This window comes from Kitasatospora sp. NPDC001095, from assembly GCF_053598615.1.
In genome coordinates, this window is sequence record NZ_JBSFKQ010000041.1 from 17,244 (window position 1) to 36,112 (window position 18,869).

The window sequence follows — 18,869 nt, forward strand, 5'->3', positions numbered from 1 at the left end:
GAACCGGTCAGCGCCGGACCGGCAGCGCCCGGTAATGGGTGGTGAGCCGGCGGTCCCCGTCCAGGACGTGGAAGGCCAGCATCGGCGGGTGGTCGAAGGAGATGCCGCGACCGCCCTCGCAGGGCAGCGTGACGGTGGAGACCACGCCGGGCGCGATCAGAAGCGGCAGGCCGGCGAAGGTGGTCGCCGCGGGGGTGTGCGAGTGGCCGCAGACCAGGGCGGCCACCCGGGGGTGTCGGCGCAGCACCCGCGCCAGCCGCACCTCGCCGAACTGGCGGATCGGGTCGACGTTCGGCAGGTGCAGCTCCACCGGCGGGTGATGGAAGGCCACCAGGGCGGGCAACTCACTGCGGCCGGCACCGAGTTCGGCGTCCAGCCAGTCCAGTGTGCGCTCGTCCAGCAGGCCGTCGTCCCGACCGGGCACGGAGGAGTCGAGCATCAGCACGTCGGCGCCCGGCAGCCGGTGCAGCCGGTTGACCGGCTCCTCCCCCGGCGCCTCGCCCAGCAGCACCTCCCGGTACGGCGAGCGGCGGTCGTGGTTGCCGGGGCAGGTGAGCACCGGGTGCCGGGAGGCGAGCACCTCGACGACCTCCCGGTACTCCTCCGGGAGGCCGTGGTCGGCGAGGTCGCCGGTGACCAGCACCGCGTCCAGCGGACCGGGCAGGGCGTCGAGGTACGCCATCACCTGCTCGGCCCGCCGCCTGGCGCGCTTGCCGCCGTCCCGGCCGTGGACCTGGCCGAGGTGGATGTCACTGAGGTGCGCGATCGTCAGCATGCCCGTCACGCTAGTCAGTTCACCGCCGTACGGGAACCGCTCGCCCCTGCCCGGGAGCCTCCGGCCCCCGCACGGCAACCGCCCGCCCGTAGGGGATCCGTCACGGCTGGGCGGGAACCTCCGCGGGGCGCTTGAACATCCGGGTGGCGGTGATCTCGCCGTGGATGGCCGGGCCGTCCGGGTCCGGTGCGGCCGGCAGGCCCGGGCGCAGGTGCTCCTCCACCGAGATGTACTTGAGGCCGGCGCGCAGGTCGGCGTCGTTGCGCAGGCGGATCACCAGCGGGAACTCGGCGAGCGCGGTGGTGTCGAACAGGCCGGTGGTGTAGATGAGCTGGACGCCGAGCGCGTCCGCCACGGCCCGCTGGAGCTCCAGCAGGTAGGTGGCGTTGGCGCGGCCGATCGGGTTGTCCAGGAACAGCGTGCCGGCGTGCCGCAGCTGGGACTGGCCGCGGTCGTTGGCGCGCAGCGCGGCCATGGTGCAGTAGAGCGCGATGGCCGCGGTGAGCAGCTGGCCGCCGGAGAAGACGTCGGACATCTGGCCGACGCCGACCCGCTCGGCGCGCAGCACCGCGTCGGGCTTGAGGATCTCGACGCTGACACCCTTGGGCCCGATCGCCGCGGCGACCCCGCGCAGCAGCAGGGACATGCCGTCGCGGCGCAGGTCGCTGTTCTTCTTGACGGCGGCCCGGGTGGCCTCGTCGATGACCTCGCCCAGGCGCTCGACCAGGGTGGCGTGGTCCGGGTCCTCGAAGCGGATCCGGAGGAACTCCTGGCCGGACCACTCCCCCAGGCCCTCGGGCAGCCGGGACAGCCGCTGGGCGGCGCGCAGGGTGGTGAGCGAGGACTCGACCAGGCCGCGCAGCCGGTCCACGATCGAGCCGCGGTTCTTCTCCAGCTGGGCGAGCTCGTCGGTGAGCACCCGCAGCCGGGGCGCGAAGGCGGCGGCCCAGGCGGCGGCGTGCTCGGGCAGCGCGGAGGCGGGCAGTTCGCGGATCTGTTGGCGGGCGGGGGTGCGGACGGCCTCGTAGCGGGCCGCGTTGGCGTGCCGGACCAGGGCGTCGGAGGCGTCGCGGACGGCGAGTTCGGAGGAGGACAGCTCGCCGGCGGCGGTGCGCAGGGAGCGGCGGGCCTCGGTGGCGCCGTTGCGGGCCTCGGCCAGCGAGCCCAGGTACGGCTCGACCGGGTCGTCCGGGTCCTCCTGGTGGTCGCGCAGGCCGTCGCGCAGCTGGCCGGCCAGCTCGTCGAAGTCGGCGGCGGCGGACTGGGCGGTGTCGAAGGTGCGCTGGAGGTCGGCGTGGGCGGTGCGGGCGGCCTCCAGGGCCTCGCGGCGCTCGGCGAGGCGGCTGGTGGCGGTGCGCAGCAGGGCCTGGGCGTGCTCCGGGTCGGTGGGGACGAGGTCCTCGGGCAGCTCGGTGTGCGCCTCGCCGTCGGCGGGGGCGGAGCGCTCGGCCTCGCCGCGCAGGCGGCCGAGCTGCTCGCTGGCGGTGGCGGAGCGGGCCTCGATGGTGGCGACCAGTTCCTCGGCGCGGGCGGCGGCGGCCTGGCGGGCCGGGCCGTCGGCGCCGTCGGGGCTGCCGAGGAGTTCCTCGGCGCGGGTGCGCACCTTGTTGGTGAGGCGGTCGAGTTCGGCCGCGGCGGCGGCCTCGTCGCCCTCGGCGCGGGCCTGTTCGGCGCGCAGGTCGGCGCCGACGCCGACCTTCTCGTACAGCTGGGAGGCGGCGCGGTAGGCCTCGCGCAGGGCGGGAAGCGCGACGGGGGTGGTCTCGGCGGGCTCGTCGGCCTGCTCGGCGGCGGGGATCTCGGCGCGTTCGGCGCGCAGCGCGCGGGCCGTGCGGCGGGCGTCGTCGGCGGCGCGCTGGGCGGCGCGGCGGTCCTCGTCGCAGGTGCGGGCGCGTTCGGCGCACAGCGCCTGGCGGCGGTCGCACTCGGTGGCGTCCTCGGTGAGTTCGCGCTGGCGGCGGGCCCAGTTGCCGCGCTCGCGCAGCCGGAACGCGAGGCCGGAGAGGGCGTCGGCGCGGCGGCGGGCGCGCTGGGCGGCCTCGCGGTGCTCCTCGTGGGCGGAGGCGGCCGCGGCGTGGTCGGTCTCGGCCTCGTCGTGGTCGGCGCGCAGGGTGGCCAGGGCGGCGGCGGCCTGCTCGGCGTGCTCGCGGGCGGCCTCGGCGGCGGCGGCGAGTTCGGCGAGGGTGCCGGGCGGGCAGCTGGCGTGCCAGGAGGCGAGGCGGGCGGCGAGGGCTCGGTCGGCGCCGAGGCGGCCGGCCAGTTCGCGGATGTGCTCCTCGCGGGCGCTCGCCCGGGCGCGCAGTTCGCGGCGCTCGCCGTCGGCGGCGGACTCGTCGTGCATGGCCGGGTTCGGCGGCACCAGGAAGAACGCGGGCTGGTCGGTGATCGGGGCGATCAGCGAGGCGGCTGCGCCGACGGCCACGGTGGAGCGCGGCAGCAGGGCGGCGGCCTGCAGGGCCTCGCGGGCGCGCTCCAGCGAGGACGGGTCGGTGACGACGACGCCGTCGACCAGTTCCGGGCGGGCGGCGAGGATCGCCTCGTGGTCGGCCGGGTCGACGGACTGGGCGAGGTAGCGCCAGCCGGGTAGGGCCGGGATGCCGTGCTCGGCGAGGTACTCGACGGTGGCGAGCACGTCCGGGCCGGGCGGCAGCAGGCCGCCGTCGCCGAGGGCGGCGAGGATGCGGGAGTCGTCGGCGGCGGCCGTACGGAGGTCGAACAGGGTGCGTTCGGCGGTGGCGATGGACTCGTCGAGCAGTTCGCGCAGGTACTCGGCGTTGCGGTCGAGCAGGGCGGGGGTGAGGAAGCCGGCGTCCTCCTCGGCGCCCTCCTGGTAGGGGGTGAGGGAGAGCAGGTCGGCGAGGCGCTGCTCGGTGGCGAGCAGGGCGGCGGTGCGCTGCTCGGCGGCGAGGGCGCGGGCGGCGTCCTTGCGGGCGTCGCCCGCCCGCTCGGCGGCGAGTTCGGCGCGCGAGGTGGCGGCCGCGGCCTCGCGCAGCCGGGCGGCGGCGGCCTCGGCGGCGGCGCGGGCCTGGGCGAGTCCGGCGGCGGCGGCCTTCTCGACGTCGGCGGCGTGCAGTGCGGCGCGGGCCGGGTCCACGTCGCCGTCGGCGTCGATGAAGCCGGCCGAGACGGCGGCCTCGGTCTCCTGCTCGACCTCGGCGAGGCGCTGGCGCAGGTGCTCGGCCTCGCTGCGGGCCTTCTGGGCCGCGGTGGCGGCCTCGGTGGCGTCGGACTGCGCCTTGCCGCCCTCCTCCTGGAGTTCGCCGGCGCGTTCCTCCTCGGTGTCGGCGCGGGACTCGGCGGCCGCGGCGGCGGCCTCCAGGGCGCGGGCCAGGGCGGTGGCGGCGCGGGCCCGGGCGGCGAGCGCGGGGGCGGCGTCCAGCTCGGCCTCGCGGATGGCGGCGGCGACCCGGGCGACCCGGTCGGCGGCGGCGCGCTGGCGCAGCACCGCCTCGGCCGCCTGCCAGGCGGAGTGCAGGGTGCGGGCGTCGATGAGTTCGCGGCGCAGCGCGGCGGCCTCGGCGGTGGCCGCGGTGAGGCTCAACGTGGCGTGCCGGTGGGTGAGTTCGTCGGTGATCAGGCTGTGCCGGGTGCGGTCGGCCTCGGCCGCGGTGACGGCGCTCGCGGCGGCGGCGACCTCGATGGCGAGGTCCTGGGCGCGGTCGCGTTCGGCGGTGGCGCGGGAGGCGAGGGCGTGGGCGAGGCGGCGGGTGCGGCGCTCGGCGGTGCGGTGGGCCTCGCGGACGGTCTCGCGGGCGGTGGTGGCCTCGACGATGCGCTCCAGCAGGTCCAACGACCCTGCGGTGAAGTCGCGTTCGGCGGTGAGTTCGGCGCGGCGGCCGAGCTTGGCGGCGAAGCCGTGCACGAGGTCGGCGAGGCCGTCGGTGTCCCGGGTGTCGGTGACGGCGCGCAGCAGGAGGTCGGTGAAGTCGCTGTCGTGCTTGACCGCGAAGAGGCCGGCCGCCTCGCCCTCGTCGGCGTTCATCTCGCGCTGGTAGCGGAAGAGTTCGGGGTCGAGGCCGAGTTCGCCGAGGTGTTCGGTCCAGCGGTCGTGGCCGTCCTCGAAGACCAGGTCGAGGTGGGGGTGGGCCTTGCCGGCCTCGGTGAGGGCGTCGCGGAAGCCCTTCATGGTGCGGCGGCGGCCGCGGGCCTTCTGGTCGCCGGCCAGGCTGACCCGTTCGGCGACCGGCAGCGAGTCGAGGGTGAGGCCGGGGCCGGGGCGGAAGGAGTACCAGGTCTCGGCGAACTTGCGCGGGTCGGAGGAGACCTGGCGGCCGCGCCACTCGCTGACCTTGCCGACCACGATCAGCTCGCCGGTGACGGTGTGCTGCCACTCCAGGGCGACGTGGCCGCAGTCGTCGGCGAGCAGGAACTTGCGCAGCACTCCGGAGCTGGCGCCGCCGAGGGTGTTGCGGTGGCCGGGGAGCATGACCGAGAAGATCAGCTTGAGCAGGACGGACTTGCCGCCGCCGTTCTCCAGGAAGAGCACGCCGGCCGGGGCGGGGCGGCGGACCGGGCCGTCGGTGTCCTCGCCGAACAGGCCGATCTGCTGCGGGGCGGGGTCGGCGACCGGCTCTCCGACGCCGCGCAGGTCGAGCACCGTGTCGGCGTAGCGGGCGCCGGCCGGTCCGATCGAGTAGAGGCGGACCCGGTTGAGCTCGTACATGGGCGGCGGTTCTCCGTGGCTTGCGTGGCGTGAGGGATGGGCGGCGGGCCGGATCGGGGCGGGTGGGCCGCGGCCGGCGCGGTGGGCTCGGAGCGGGTGGACTCGGAGCGCCGGGGCTCAGAGCGAGTGGAACGGCAGCCCCGCGTCGGCGACCAGTTCGTCGCCGGTGTCCGGCGGCAGCAGGCTGGCGGTGCCGTCGGAGACCGGGACGATGCCGAGGTCGAGCAGTTCGGCCATGGCCGCGCTGCCCGCCAGGTCGCGCACCTGGAGCTGGTAGCGGGCGGTGGTGCGGTAGGTGCCGCCGGAGTCGTCGGACACCTTCTGGAGGAAGCCGGAGTCGACCAGGAACAGCACGGCCTTGGCGACGATCCCGATGGTGGAGCCGGAGAGCCGGCGGGCGTCCTTGGTGGCGCCGGTGGCGGTGCGCCGGGCCCACACCCGCCAGGCGGCCTCCAGGCCGGGGGCGTCGGAGGCCGGGTCGGTGTTGGCGCCCTCGGCGTCGGCCTGTTCCTCGAGGCGGCGGCAGGCCTGGCGGACGAAGGAGTCGACGCCGTTGACGGTGATCCGGCCGAGGTAGCCGTCGTCGGCGAGGTCCTCGGGGCGGGGGAAGGCCATCGCGGCGACGGCCAGGTGGGCGAGGCCGTGCAGGAAGCGGTCGGTGGACTCGGAGGCGGCGCGGCGCGAGTAGTCGCCCAGCCGGACGGCGAACAGCGAGTCCTCGGCGGCGGCCACGGCCATGCCGGCCCGCGGGGAGACCTCCAGGACGACCAGGCCCATGCCGGTGGCGATGGCGTCGGCGAGCCGGGCGAACGGCGGGTCCTCGCGGTGGCGGCGGACCAGTTCGGCGTACTCGGCGTCCCGGGCGGGCAGCAGCTTGGCCTGGAGGCCGAAGGAGACCAGCCGGGCGGCGTCCGCGACGTCGGCCGGGGTGATCGGCGCGGGGGCCGCGGGTTCGCTCTCGGCCGCCCAGGACGTGTCGTGGTGGGTCGTCACGGGCGGTGCTCCTCGGGGGTGGCGCGGTGGTTACGGTTCGTCAAGGTCGGTTCCGGCGAGGGTCGGTTGCGGCGGGGTCGTCGCGGCGGGATCGCTTCCGGCGGGGCCGGTTCCGGCGGGGTGCGGCCCGGCCGGTCAGCCGGCGTCCTTGCGGTCGGCGGCCATGCCGGCCGCGTCGAGCAGGGCGCTGCCGACGATCAGGTCGGCGCCGCCGAACTCCGGGTCGCGCAGCGGGGTGCCGTCGTCCACGGCGAACAGCAGCCGCTCCTCGCCCTGGCGGTAGGCGGTGCCGACCGGCGGGCTGGCCGCGTGCACGGCGAGCAGGGCGACCAGGTAGGGCAGGTCCGGGTCCTGCTTGCGGGCGTCGGCGAGCAGGCCGGAGAGCCGGCGGGGGGCGTCCGGGGGCAGGTCGAGCAGGACCATCGCGGACTCCAGCTGGGCCTCGGAGAACCGGCTGTCGTCCGGGGTGGCGACCAGGTCGGGGTCGGGCAGCTCGGCGCCGAGGTGCTCGCGCTCGACCGGCGGGGTGAGCAGCAGGTCGACCAGGTCGGCGACCCGGACCGAGACCGGGGTGCGCAGGCCGGCGCCGCGGGCGAAGAAGGCGCCGGTGGGGCGGACGGCCTGCTCTATCGGCAGCCGCAGCACGGGGGCGAGCAGCTGCCCGTAGAGGTCGATGCCGCTGCGGGCGCCGGGGGTGGCGAAGGCCTGCCGGTCCTGCTCGGCGCGGAACAGCGGGCCGGCCTCCAGCAGGCGGGTCTGGAGCTGGGTGTGGCGGCGGATGCAGTCCTTGACGATGTCGACCAGCTCGGCGGCGCGGCGCTTGTGCTCCGGGTCCTCGGCCTCGTCGCGGGCCTTGCGGATGTTGGTGAGAATCGCGTTCTCGTGCCGGTAGCGGTCCGCGATGTGGTCCAGCGCCTCCTCGATGAGGTCGGGGATGGCGCGCATCCAGTCGACCGCGCGGACGTTGCGGCGGGTGGCGTCCAGGGCCCGGCGCAGCGTCTCGGCGTACTGGACGGTGCGGTAGCGGGCCTGCTCGGCGGCGAGCTGGGCGTCGGCCAGGCGGCCGCGGCGGATCAGCACCTCCAGCTTGACCTCCGCGGCGATCTGGGCCGAGGTGACGTCGGTGTCGAGCGCGCCGACCAGGACGTTGACCGCCTCGTCGGTGGTGCGCAGGTAGACGCCGCCGTCGGGACCGGGGACCTCCTCGATCAGCTTGAAGTCGTAGTCGCGGCGGATGTACTCGCCGTCCGCGCCGAAGGTGCCGTAGACGGCGCGGAAGCCGCGGTCCACGCTGCCGACGTTGATCATCGACTCCAGCACCCAGCGGGCGACCCGCTCGTGCTCGGTGGCGGGGCGGTCCACGGCCTGGGCGGCGACCCTGGGCAGCAGCCGGGCGAGCACTATCTCGCGGTCGGCCCCGGTGTCGAAGTCCATGTTCAGGGTGACCAGGTCGATCGCGGCGAGGCCGACCTCGGCCATCGCGTAGCCGCCGTACTCGCCGGCCAGGTTGACCTTGCGGTTGTCCAGGTCGTGCAGCGGGGCGGTGCAGGCCAGCGCCTTGAGCCGGCGGGCCAGGCCCTCGTCGGCGGCGGGGCCCGGCGCGGGGCGCGCGGCGGCGGCCGGGCCGGCGGGCGGGCGGAGGCCGGGCTCGATGGGCGGGTCTGCGATGGCGGTCACGGGGGACAAGATTAGAGGTTCGCACCGACATCGACCGAAACGGACCTTGCGGGCGGGCGGAGCAGCAGGTGGGCGGCGGTGCGGGTGACCGATTCGGAACGTCGTTCCGACGGAATTCCGCCATTCCCGAACTCGTATTCGAGAAAACCGTGAGGGCGGCGCGTTGGTTCGGTGATGATCGACCTATGATCACCCGACTGGCCAAAGCGAGCCTCGCCGCCGCGCTGTCCGTGACCACCCTCGCCACCGGCGCCGTCCTCGCCACCGGCGCGACCGCAACCGCCGCCCCGGCCGACGCCCCGTCGGCCTCCGCCCAGCACGTGACCGTGTCACAGGGCGGGAACTACCCCGGCGGCTTCTTCACCACCGGCAACATGTCGGTGAGCTGGACCACGTCCGGCACCGCGGACCTGACCGGGCCGACGCACATCACCCTCGACCTGCCGCCGGGTGTCACCACCGACGGAGCGATGTTCTTCCCCACGCCGCCGGACTACACCTTCACCACGGCCCTCTCCCCCGACCACCGCCACCTGGAGGCCGTGTTCACCGCCACCCGGGCGCCCGGCAGCTACAACTTCATGAAGCTCAACCTGGCCACCACGCCCGGCGTGCCGATCGCCGGCGCGATCACCGCGACGGTCGCCAACCCGAACGACACCGACCCGACCGGACACATCTCCGGCTACGACCTCGTCAGCAAGAGCTACCTGCCGGCGACCGTCCAGGCCGCTCCGGCCGTCACCGGCCTCGACACCGCCACCGGCCCGGCCGCGGGCGGCACCGCGGTGACCGTCAGCGGCAGCAACCTGGCCAACGGCATGGTGCTGGTCGGCGGCCTCCCGGCGCCCGGCCGCTGCACCGACACCGCCTGCACGGTGACCACGCCCGCGGGCTCGGGCAGCGCCCCGGTCAGCGTGGTCACGCCCGGCGGCACGGCCGCGGCGCCCACCGCCTTCGACTACACCGGCACCCCGCCGACCCCGGCCGCGCCGGTGATCAGCAGCCTGTCCCCCGCCTCCGGCCCGGCCGCCGGGGGCACCCGGGTGGTCGTGTCCGGCAGCGACCTGGCGTACGGGACGGTGGCCTTCGGCGGGGTTCCCGCCACCCACGTCTCCTGCGGCGCGTCCGCCTGCACGGCCACGGCTCCGGCGGGCGCCCAGCCAGGGCCGGTGGGCATCACCGTCACCACGGCCGGCGGGACCAGCGCGCCGGCGGCGTACACCTACACGGCGTAGCGGCCGTCCGCACGCCGCGCGCTGCGTGCCACCCCCACCGGTGCCCGGGTTCCCAGAACCCGGGCACCCGAGCGGTGCGTTCCGGACCGCCGGCCCCTTCAAAAGGCAAGTTGAACACGTTCAAAAGATGGGTCTAGAGTCGGTTCCGCGCAGGCGGCACAAGGCTCCGTCTGCACTTCGGCATGCTCGGCATGGAGGTGTGCGAGATGGACGACGACCCGGCGGTCATCCTTCGCAAGGTCCGGCGGTGGCTCTGGTCCTTCCTGGTCTGCCTGGTGCTCAGCGGTCTCACCGCGTTCCCCCTGGAGACCGAGACCCGCTGGCTGGTCGACTTCGCCTCCGGCCCGGCCGCCCCGCTGGGCGACCGCGTCCCCGCCGCCACGGCCTGGCTGGAGCGGGTCCACACCGGCCTCGCCGAGACCAACGAGCACTACCCCTTCCTCGCCTACGGCACCGACTGGCTGGCCTTCGCCCACCTGGTGATCGCCGCCGCCTTCTGGGGCCCGCTCAGGGACCCGGTCCGCAACATCTGGGTGATCCGCTGGGCCGTGCTCGCCTGCGGAGCCGTCATCCCGCTGGCGCTGGTCTGCGGTCCGCTGCGCGGGATTCCGGTGGCATGGCGATTCATCGACATGTCGTTCGGAGTCTTCGGCGTCATACCGCTGCTGATCGTGCTGCGGGCGCTGCGTCCGCTGGAGCGCGCGTCCCGGGAACCGGCGCCCGCGCGCTGACGCGAGCCGGGCCCCGGCCGCGCACCACCCCCCGCGGCGCCGCCCGGGGGCGTGCACTCCCGGGCACGCGCCGCGGCGCCCGCGGGGCTCCGGGTCACCGGCAACGGCCTTCATCCGCAGGCCCTACCATCTGGCTCAACAGCTGCTGGGAGGCGGACGGGCGTGGCCGATGCGGTGATCGATCTCAATGCGGACCTCGGCGAGGGGTTCGGACGCTGGACCCTGACCGACGACGAGGCCCTGCTGTCCGTGGTGACCAGCGCCAACGTCGCCTGCGGGTTCCACGCCGGGGACCCGTCGACGATGCGGCGGGTCTGCGCGCTCGCGGCCGAGCGCGGCGTCCGGATCGGAGCCCAGGTCTCCTACCGCGACCTGGCCGGCTTCGGCCGCCGCGCCATGGACGTGCCCCCGGAGGAGCTCGCCGACGAGATCGCGTACCAGATCGGCGCCCTCCAGGTGTTCGCCCGCGCGGCCGGCTCCAAGGTCTCCTACGTCAAACCGCACGGCGCCCTCTACAACCGGGTGGTCGGCGACTCCGAGCAGGCCGAGGCCGTGGTAGCCGGCGTGCTGCGGGCGGGCGCGGTCTGCGACGGACCGCTGCCCGTACTGGGCCTGCCGGACTCGCTGCTGCTGGAGGTGGCCGAGGGCGTCGGCCTACCGGTGGTCGCCGAGGCCTTCGCCGACCGCGCGTACACCCGCACCGGCGCCCTCGTACCGCGCCGTGAGCCGGACGCGGTGGTGCACGACCCCGAGTCGGTCATCACCCGCGCCGTCGGCATCGCCCGGGACGGCATGGTGGAGGCCTCCGGCGGCGAGCGGATCCCCGTCGAGGCCCGCTCGCTCTGCGTCCACGGCGACACCCCCGGGGCCGCCCAGCTCGCCTGGCGGATCCGCGGCGCCCTGGCCTCCGCCGGGGTCCGGGTGGAGGCCTTCACGTGACGGTCCGGGCGGTGCACCGGGTCGGCGAGCGGGCCCTGCTGGTCGAACTGCCCGGGGCCGCCGAGGTGGCGGCGCTGTACGGCTGGCTGAGCGAGCGCCGGGAGGCGGGGGCGCTCGGCACGGTCGAGGAGCTGGTGCCGGCCGCGCGCACCCTGCTGCTGGACGGCGTCGCGGACGTCGACGCGGTGGCGGCGCTGCTGCGCAGCGCCCGTCCGACGGCGGCCGGGGCGGTGCCCGGGCCGCTGGTGGAGGTCCCGACCGTGTACGACGGCGCCGACCTGGCCGAGGTCGCCGCGCTGTGGGGGGTGTCCGAGGAGGCCGCCGTCCGGATCCACACCGGACCCGAGTACGTCGTCGCTTTCTGCGGCTTCGCCCCGGGTTTCGGGTACCTCACCGGTCTCCCCGCGCGGTACGAGGTGCCGCGCCGGGCCACCCCGCGCAGCTCCGTCCCGGCCGGCTCCGTCGCCCTGGCCGGCCCGTACACCGGCGTCTACCCGCATCCCTCCCCCGGCGGCTGGCAGCTGATCGGCCGCACGGCGCTCACCCTCTGGGACGCCGACCGGGATCCGCCGGCCCCGCTGGCCCCGGGCACCAGGGTCCGCTTCACGGTGGAACGGGCGTAGGGCGTGTCCGACCGTTCCCGCCGGGCGTGCGACGCCACTGGTCGGAGAGGCCCTGAGGGGAGCCGGAGTTGAACGAGCTGGTGGTGGAACGGCCCGGGCCGCTGACCACGGTCCAGGACCTCGGGCGGCGCGGGGTCGCCCACCTCGGGGTGCCGAGGGCCGGGGCGCTGGACGAACCGGCGCTGCGGGCGGCCAACCGACTGGTGGGCAACGACGCCGGGGCGGCCGGGCTGGAGAGCACGCTCGGCGGGGTCGCGCTGCGGGCCGTCGGGACGGTGCTGGTCGCCGTCACCGGCGCGCCCTCGCCCGTACGGGTGGACGGGCGGCCGGCCGCCTGGGGCGCGCCGGTCGTGGTGCCGGCCGGGTCCGTGCTGGAGGTGGGGGCGGCGACGGCCGGGGTGCGCGGCTACCTGGCGGTGGCGGGCGGGATCGCCGTGCCGCCGGTGCTCGGCAGCCGCTCGGCGGACCTGCTCTCCGGGCTCGGGCCGGCCCCGCTCGCCGCCGGGGACCGGCTGCCGGTCGGCACCCCGCCGCCGTACCGGGCCCGGCCCGAGCTGGTGCCGCTGCCCGCTCCCCCGGCCGAGCTGGTGCTGCGGCTGCGACTCGGACCGCGCACGGACTGGTTCACCCCGGAGGCGCTGGCCCGCCTCGGCCGCGACCGGTACCTGGTCTCGCCGACCGGCAACCGGATCGGGCTGCGCACCGTGGGCCCGCCGGTCGCCCGCGCCCGGTACGGTGAACTGCCCAGCGAGGGCATGGTGTTGGGCGCGGTGCAGATCCCGCCGGACGGGCAGCCGGTGGTGTTCCTGGCCGACCACCCGACCACCGGCGGCTACCCGGTGGTCGGCGTCGTGCCGACCGGCGACCTCGCGGCCGCCGCACAGGCCCGGCCGGGGACGCCGGTGCGCTTCGTGCCCCTGCGGGAGCGCTGAGCGGGAACGCCGAACGACGCGAAGGCTCCGCGCTCAGCGCCCCGACAACACCTCGGCGACGACCCGTCGGCCCGGGTCCAGTCGCGCCGCGCCCTCCTCGACCGCCCAGACCGCGTTCTGCAGCACCCGTGCGAGCGTCCAGGCCGCCGCCACCCCTCGGTCCAGCTCCAGCACCTCCGTGAGCAGGTCGAAGCGCCGCCGCAGCGCCCGGGCCGGGTCCCCGGTGGCCACCAGGTCCGCCCATCGGTTGCGCAGCGCCGGGAGCAGCTCGAAGCCCGGGTGGCCGGCCAGCGGCTTGGGGTCGATGGCCAGCCAGGGCGCCCGGCCGCTGCCCGGGAGCGGGGCCAGCACATTGCCGTAGTGCAGGTCCCAGTGCAGCAGCCGGTCGCCGGGGTCGGCGCAGACCTCGCACAGGGCGGCCGCGCAGTCGGCGAGCAGGCGCCGCTCCGCCGGGTCGGCGAGGGCGGCGACGGCCGCCGGGGCGCGGTCCAGCAGGTCACTCGCCGTACCCGCCAAGGTCCTTAGCCCGGACGGAGCCCGATGCTGCGTCAACTCCCTGAGCAGTCCGGCGATCACGGCCAGCGCCGCGAGATCGTCGGGCAGAGCGAGCAGCGAGCGCGCCGGGTCCAGCCGCTCCAACAACAGGGAGCCGGTGGCCGGTTCGTGGTCGAGCAGCCGGACGGCGCCGCGGCCGTCCCAGGTCCGCAGCGCGAGCGGTTCACCCACCGTCTCCTCGTCGACGGGCTGGAGCTTGAGCACGGCCGGCGACCCGTCGACGCGAAGGACCGGCAGCACCAGCCCGACCACGCCGTGCGCGACCGGGCCGTCCGGGCGCAGCTCCCAGCGGTCGAGCAACTCCTCGGCCAGAGCAGGCAGTCGGGCCACCCAGGCACGTCCCTCGACGCCGAGGAACTCCTCCAGGGACGCGGCCAGCGCGGGCGGCACCTCGACGGGCATCGGGGCGGGCTCCTCTCGGACGGGTTACCCCAGCCTACGGCGGGCGGGCGGCGGGCCGCCCGCATCGCTCACGTTCGGCCCTCCCGCGCCCGCCCCGCGCTCAGCCCTGCCCGAGCGCGGCGGCCGCGGCGGACGCGAAGCCTTCCGGGTTGTCGAGCATGATGTTGTGTCCGCAGTCCGGCACCGCGACCACCCGTACGCCCGCCGCGCGCAGGGCGTCGGCACCCGCCGGCTCGCCGTCCGCCGCCGGGTGGAGGAAGGTGCGCGGGAGGTCGAGCCCGAGCAGCAGCTCGCGCATGGCCGGCACGGTCGCCCGCGCGAGGTAGCGGGCGCTGCGGTGGAGCGCCTCCGGCCCGGCCAGCCGCATGGTGGACCACCAGAACGGGCCGACCCGCTCGGCGACTTCGTCCCGGCCTCCGGCCAGGAACTCCTCCTCGGTGTAGGCCGCGATGCCGCTGCTGCCGGGGTGGCTCCGGTCGGGGTCGATCCGGTCCAGGTTGGCGTCCACCAGCAGCAGCCGCTCGACCAGCCGCGGGTGCCGCTGGGCGAGGACGATCGCCACCGCCCCGCCCATGCTGTGGCCGACCACCTCGACCCGGTCCGCCCCGGCGGCCGCCACCGCCGCCGCGACCGCGTCCGCGTGCTCCTCCAGCGTGTAGCCGAAGTCCGTCGGCCGGTCGCTGAGGCCGAAGCCCAGCAGGTCCAGCAGCAGTGAGCGCCGACCGGCGAGCAGCGGGTGGGTCGCCGCGGCCGCGAAGTAGGCCGGCGAGCTGGCGCCGAGCCCGTGCAGGTAGAGCCGGGCCGGCTCGGCACCGGGCAGCTCGACCCAGCGGATCCGGTCACCGTTCGGGGTGACGGGGGTTTCGCGCACGCTCGCTCGCTCCTGTTCCAGACGGGTGCCGCCTGTTCCAGGCGGGTGCCGGTCCCTGCGGAGTCCGGCGGACGACCAGGACGATACATCGATGTCGAGGTATAGCGGTAGCGAGATACCCATGCCCCGAGGGAGGGGATCTGAGAAAGTGGCCCCATGCTGAAGCTCGCGATCCTCGGGTTCCTGTACGACCGCCCCCTGCACGGCTACGAGCTGCGCCGCCACCTCGCCGCGCTCACCGGCCACGTCCGCCCGATCAGCGACGGCACGCTCTACCCCGCGATCAAGCGCCTGGAGGCCGACGGCCTGCTGGTCCGCGAGACCGAGCCGGGCAGCGCCGCCGCGCCCCGGCACACCCTGCACCTCACCGAGGCCGGCCGCGCCGCACTGCTCGACCGGCTCCGCGAACCCGAGGCGCTCGACGTCAGCGACGAGAACCGCTGGTTCACCCTGCTCGCCTTCCTGCGGCACCTCGCCGACCCCGCCGCCCAGGCCGCCGTGCTCCGGCGCCGGCTGGCCTTCCTCGCCGAACCGGCCAGCTTCTTCTACGAGGGCGACCGCCCCGTCGGCGCCGAGGAGTTCACCGACCCGTTCCGGCGCGGGCTGCTGCTGGTCGCCCGCGCCACCACCGAGGCCGAACTCGCCTGGCTGCACACGACCCTGGCCGAGCTGGAGGGCGACGGGCGGCCGGACGCACCGTAGACCGGACCCCCGAACACACCGCGACCCGAACACACCGCGACCCGAACGCGGCGGGCGCGCCGGCCGAACGGGCCGCGCCCACAACGCGCCGCGGCCCGCACCGACCGTCGAACGGTCGGCACGGGCCGCAGGGGCGCCCGCTTCTCTCGCTCCGTCAACGCAGAACACATACCCCCTCGGGGTATACAGGACCCCCTTCTCGACGCCCTCTTCCCCCCGCACACCGGTCCGTGTTCCGATGAACGGCATGGCATCTGAGCGACGTGAGGGTTACGACGGAACGGGCGCGGGCCCGATCACCCCGGACGGCTGCGCCGTCGAGGTCTGGAGCCGCCTGCCCGTGGGTGACGCCCCGGACGTGATCGAGGCGGCCGTACCGCCCGGCGCGCGCATCCTCGAACTCGGCTGCGGCGTCGGCCGGATGACGCACCCGCTGGTCGACCGCGGCTTCACCGTGACCGCCGTGGACGAGTCCGCCGACATGCTGGCCCGGGTCCGCTCCGACGTCCGCACGGTGCGCAGCCCGATCGAGGGGCTGGACCTCGGCGAGCACTTCGACGTCGTCATGCTCGCCTCCTTCCTGGTGCACGCCGGTGACGTGACGGTCCGCCGGGGCCTGCTGGAGACCTGCCGCCGGCACGTCACCGAGGACGGCTGCGTGCTGGTGCAGCGCGAGGGCGAGGACTGGCACCTGAACGTGCCGCGGGAGAACTCGATCGGCCCGGACGCCCGGGCCCGGCTGGTCTCGGCCACGCCGGTCGGAGACGGCGTCAACTCGGTCCGCTTCGAGTACGAATTCCCGGACGGAACCTGGTCGCAGACCTTCCTGTCCCGCCCGCTCAGCACCGAGGCCTTCGAAGGGGCGCTCGCGGAGGCCGGTCTGGTGGTCGAGCGCTACCTGACCGCGGACCGCACCTGGGTCCGGGCGCGGCCGGTGCTCTAACGACCGGTGCTCTAGCGACCGGCGTTCCGGCGACCGGCACCCTCCGACGCCCTCCGAGCCCGGCGGTGCACCTGTGCGCAAAGCCGGAACAAAGGGTGAACAAAGAACCGTTACCTTCACCCCGTACCATCAGCCGCGCGCCTGGCTCGCGCGCGGCCCGCGGGCCCGGCGGGTCATGGCGGTCCCGAACGCCCTTCCGACCCGCAAGGACCCGCCCATGCCGCCCCTGCCCCACGCCCGACCGATATCCCCGGCGGGTGCCCGGTGATCGACTGGTTCCACGGGGCCGTCCTCGGCCTGATCCAGGGGCTCACCGAGTTCCTGCCGATCTCCTCCAGCGCCCACCTGCGGGTCTTCTCCGCCCTGTTCGGCTGGGACGACCCGGGGGCGGCGTTCACGGCCGTCACCCAGCTCGGCACCGAGACGGCGGTGCTGATCTACTTCCGCAAGGACATCGCCTCGATCATCAGGACCTGGGTGCTGTCCCTGTTCCGCCCGGCCCTGCGCTCGGACCCGGACGCGCGGATGGGCTGGTTCGTGATCATCGGCACCCTGCCGATCGGCATCCTGGGCAAGCTGTTCCAGGACACCATCGAGACCCACCTGCGCGACCTGCGGATCATCGGCACCACACTGATCGTCTTCGGCCTGATCCTGGCCTTCGCCGACCGCACCCGGGCCGTCCGCCACGCCCGTCCGATCACCGACCTGACTCTGCCGCACGCGGGCGTCTACGGCCTCGCCCAGGCGCTGGCGCTGATCCCGGGCGTGTCCCGCTCCGGCGGCACGATCAGCGCGGGCCTGCTGCTCGGCTACAGCCGGGAGGCCGCGGCCCGCTACTCGTTCCTGCTCGCCATCCCGGCGGTGCTCGCCTCGGGCGCGCTGGAGCTGTTCAAGATCGGCGAGGGCCCGGCCCCGGCCTGGGGACCGACCGTCCTGGCCACCCTGATCGCCTTCGTGGTCGGCTACGCGGCGATCGCCTGGTTCCTGAAGTACATCTCGAACAACAGCTTCATGCCGTTCGTGGTCTACCGGGTGCTGCTCGGCATTCTGATCATCGGGCTGGTCTTCGGCGGCGTGCTGGCTCCGGACGCGGGCGCGGTGAAGTAGGACGAAGCAGAAACCGGGTCGAACCGGAATCCGCTCGGTCCAGGATCGGGCCGAACGAGAACCCGGTTCCAGAAACACGGACCCGCGGAAAGCGAGTGGGCCGGGACACCGACACGGTGTCCCGGCCCACCGAACGTTGAGGACCCGGCCTGTCGACGCGACGACAGGCCCTAACGCCCGAACTCCCGGGCGGCGGTCAGTCGGCCGCGTACGGCGGCGTGGACCTCGGCCTCCTCGGCCGGGTCGGCGGCGAGCCTGCGCAACCGCTCCAGCACACGCGCGTCGCCCGTGGTGGCGACATGGCGCGCGGCGAGCTCACGCGTGGACTCCTCGCAGTCCCAGAGGCACTCGACGGCGGGCCCCTCGGGAAAGTGCACGTCGGTCGCGGCCAGCGCCTGGGCGGCGCGTCGGCGCAGTTCGGAGGAGGCGGCCTCCCCGTAGATGTGGCGCAGGACCGGTACGGCGTCGGCGGCGGCCAGCCGCCCCGCGCCGTCCACCAGCGACCCGAGCCCGGTGCCGCTGACCCCGCGCACGGAGATCCAGCGGCGCAGCCCGGCCACCACCAGCGGCGCGTCGGCCGGTTCGCCGACGTCGGCGAGCAGCTGGACGGCGGCCTCACCGAGCGCGCTGTCGGCGCCGCCGCCGGCCGGGTCGGCCCAGCGGCGGGCGTGTGCCAGCACCTCCGGGCCGCGCATGCGGCCGAGCAGTTCCAGGGCGGCCCGGACGATCCGGTCGTCCACGTCCGCGGCGGCGGCCTCGATCAGCTCGACGGCGGCCGGGTCGCGTTGGTCGACCAGGTAGCGCAGGGCGGCCCGGCGGGCGCCCGGCAGGCCGTCGCGGGCCGCTTCCAGCAGCAGCGGGCGGTCCTCCGGCCGGACCACGGCGGTCAGGCAGCGGGCGGCCGCGGCGGCGCGGCGGTCCACCGCGTCGGGGCCGGACTGCGCGTCGGTGCCGCGGGCGGGCTCCGGGCGGGCGTCGGGCCGGCCCAGGAAGGCGCCCACGCCGAGGCCGCCGAGTTCGCCCTGGTCGGCCCAGGCCAGCACGTCGGCGGTGGACCACCCGGGGGTGACGCCGCTGCGGTTGACCTGGCGCTGCCACAGGTCGAAGGGTGACTGGTCGCTGGCCGCCGCCACTCTGGGGTGGTAGGCCGCCCACAGCCGCCAGGGCCGGGGCTCGTAGGCGTTGCGGATGAACTCGCGCAGCTCGGCGTCGCCCTCGGGGCCCGGCGCGAAGCGGTCGAGCACGGCGGTGCCGAGCAGCAGCAGGCCGCGGTCGTCGTCGCGCAGGGCGAGTTCGTCGAGGGCCCAGGACCAGTTGGCGCCCGTGGCGGCGTACTCGCGCAGCATCAGCAGCGCGTCGCGCCGGCCGTACGCGGCGAGGTGGCCCAGGACGGAAAGGGCGAGGCCGGTGCGGCTCTCGTCGTCGGTGATCAGGTCCTCGGCGGAGTGGAGGTGGTCCTCGATGCCTTCGAGGGGGGCTTCCAGCTCCATGTAGAGGCGCGCGTAGTAGAGGGACCGGCTCTCGACCTGCCAGTCGGCTCGCGGGTCCCTGGTGACGCACTCCTCCAGCGCGGCGATGGCCTCGGCACGATCGGCGGCCAGCGCGTGGAGCTGCCCGTCTCCGCGACCTCTCTGAAGGAGGCCTAGGAGGCTGGCACTGGGTGCTATCACTGGCTCGAACATGAGGTCAGCATCCGTTGCGGCGGTCGTAGTGGC

The 18,869-nt window shown here is 75.6% G+C and carries 15 protein-coding genes; 8 read left to right on the top strand and 7 right to left on the bottom strand.

The window, feature by feature from the left end; all coding sequences use genetic code 11:
- Nucleotides 1-7: 7 nt before the first annotated feature.
- From ACWDBB_RS26970 to ACWDBB_RS26985, 4 genes are all read right to left on the bottom strand, one after another.
- A complete protein-coding gene (locus ACWDBB_RS26970; protein ID WP_449792063.1) occupies nt 8-775 on the bottom strand; it encodes a metallophosphoesterase in 768 nt (255 codons plus the stop codon).
- Nucleotides 776-875: 100 nt separating this feature from the next.
- On the bottom strand, nt 876-5,438 hold the full coding sequence (locus tag ACWDBB_RS26975; RefSeq protein WP_449792064.1) for a hypothetical protein: 4,563 nt from the start codon (nt 5,436-5,438) through the stop codon (nt 876-878).
- A gap of 117 nt (nt 5,439-5,555) precedes the next feature.
- On the bottom strand, nt 5,556-6,431 hold the full coding sequence (locus tag ACWDBB_RS26980) for a hypothetical protein (RefSeq protein WP_402415911.1): 876 nt from the start codon (nt 6,429-6,431) through the stop codon (nt 5,556-5,558).
- Nucleotides 6,432-6,566: 135 nt separating this feature from the next.
- Nucleotides 6,567-8,099 (bottom strand): hypothetical protein, encoded by a 1,533-nt coding sequence (locus tag ACWDBB_RS26985; RefSeq protein ID WP_449792103.1) that lies wholly within the window; start codon nt 8,097-8,099, stop codon nt 6,567-6,569.
- A gap of 194 nt (nt 8,100-8,293) precedes the next feature.
- Between ACWDBB_RS26985 and ACWDBB_RS26990 the strand changes: the two genes are divergently transcribed.
- The 5 genes from ACWDBB_RS26990 to ACWDBB_RS27010 all read left to right on the top strand — a co-directional run bounded on the left by ACWDBB_RS26990 (nt 8,294) and on the right by ACWDBB_RS27010 (nt 12,571).
- Nucleotides 8,294-9,346: an IPT/TIG domain-containing protein gene (locus ACWDBB_RS26990; protein WP_449792065.1), complete on the top strand. Its 1,053-nt coding sequence runs from the start codon at nt 8,294-8,296 to the stop codon at nt 9,344-9,346.
- Between the two features lie 206 nt (nt 9,347-9,552).
- Nucleotides 9,553-10,077 (top strand): hypothetical protein, encoded by a 525-nt coding sequence (locus tag ACWDBB_RS26995; protein ID WP_449792066.1) that lies wholly within the window; start codon nt 9,553-9,555, stop codon nt 10,075-10,077.
- 174 nt (nt 10,078-10,251) lie between these two features.
- The gene (locus ACWDBB_RS27000; protein WP_392883963.1) at nt 10,252-11,016 is read left to right on the top strand and encodes a LamB/YcsF family protein; all 765 of its coding nucleotides are present in this window, start codon (nt 10,252-10,254) and stop codon (nt 11,014-11,016) included.
- Nucleotides 11,013-11,639, top strand: coding sequence for a 5-oxoprolinase subunit PxpB (gene pxpB, locus ACWDBB_RS27005; RefSeq protein WP_449792067.1), 627 nt, complete (start codon nt 11,013-11,015; stop codon nt 11,637-11,639). The genes ACWDBB_RS27000 and pxpB overlap by 4 nt, the downstream gene beginning before the upstream one ends.
- A 68-nt stretch (nt 11,640-11,707) precedes the next feature.
- Nucleotides 11,708-12,571, top strand: coding sequence for a 5-oxoprolinase subunit C family protein (locus tag ACWDBB_RS27010; RefSeq protein WP_449792068.1), 864 nt, complete (start codon nt 11,708-11,710; stop codon nt 12,569-12,571).
- A gap of 33 nt (nt 12,572-12,604) precedes the next feature.
- Here ACWDBB_RS27010 and ACWDBB_RS27015 read toward each other — a convergent pair whose 3' ends face one another.
- Both ACWDBB_RS27015 and ACWDBB_RS27020 read right to left on the bottom strand, forming a co-directional pair.
- Nucleotides 12,605-13,528 carry an aminoglycoside phosphotransferase family protein gene (locus ACWDBB_RS27015; protein WP_449792069.1) on the bottom strand — a complete coding sequence of 308 codons (924 nt, stop codon included), beginning with the start codon at nt 13,526-13,528 and terminating at the stop codon, nt 12,605-12,607.
- 100 nt (nt 13,529-13,628) lie between these two features.
- Complete coding sequence (locus ACWDBB_RS27020; RefSeq protein WP_449792070.1) at nt 13,629-14,399, bottom strand: alpha/beta fold hydrolase; 771 nt, start codon at nt 14,397-14,399, stop codon at nt 13,629-13,631.
- Nucleotides 14,400-14,555: 156 nt separating this feature from the next.
- Here ACWDBB_RS27020 and ACWDBB_RS27025 point away from each other — a divergent pair, with 156 nt between their 5' ends.
- From ACWDBB_RS27025 to ACWDBB_RS27035, 3 genes are all read left to right on the top strand, one after another.
- Nucleotides 14,556-15,101 carry a PadR family transcriptional regulator gene (locus ACWDBB_RS27025; RefSeq protein ID WP_449792071.1) on the top strand — a complete coding sequence of 182 codons (546 nt, stop codon included), beginning with the start codon at nt 14,556-14,558 and terminating at the stop codon, nt 15,099-15,101.
- Nucleotides 15,102-15,348: 247 nt separating this feature from the next.
- The gene (locus tag ACWDBB_RS27030; protein WP_449792072.1) at nt 15,349-16,044 is read left to right on the top strand and encodes a class I SAM-dependent methyltransferase; all 696 of its coding nucleotides are present in this window, start codon (nt 15,349-15,351) and stop codon (nt 16,042-16,044) included.
- Nucleotides 16,045-16,311: 267 nt separating this feature from the next.
- Nucleotides 16,312-17,154 carry an undecaprenyl-diphosphate phosphatase gene (locus tag ACWDBB_RS27035; protein WP_449792104.1) on the top strand — a complete coding sequence of 281 codons (843 nt, stop codon included), beginning with the start codon at nt 16,312-16,314 and terminating at the stop codon, nt 17,152-17,154.
- Nucleotides 17,155-17,324: 170 nt separating this feature from the next.
- Here ACWDBB_RS27035 and ACWDBB_RS27040 read toward each other — a convergent pair whose 3' ends face one another.
- Entirely contained in the window at nt 17,325-18,836 is a 1,512-nt protein-coding gene (locus ACWDBB_RS27040; RefSeq protein WP_449792073.1) for a HEAT repeat domain-containing protein, read from the bottom strand.
- Nucleotides 18,837-18,869: the final 33 nt, after the last annotated feature.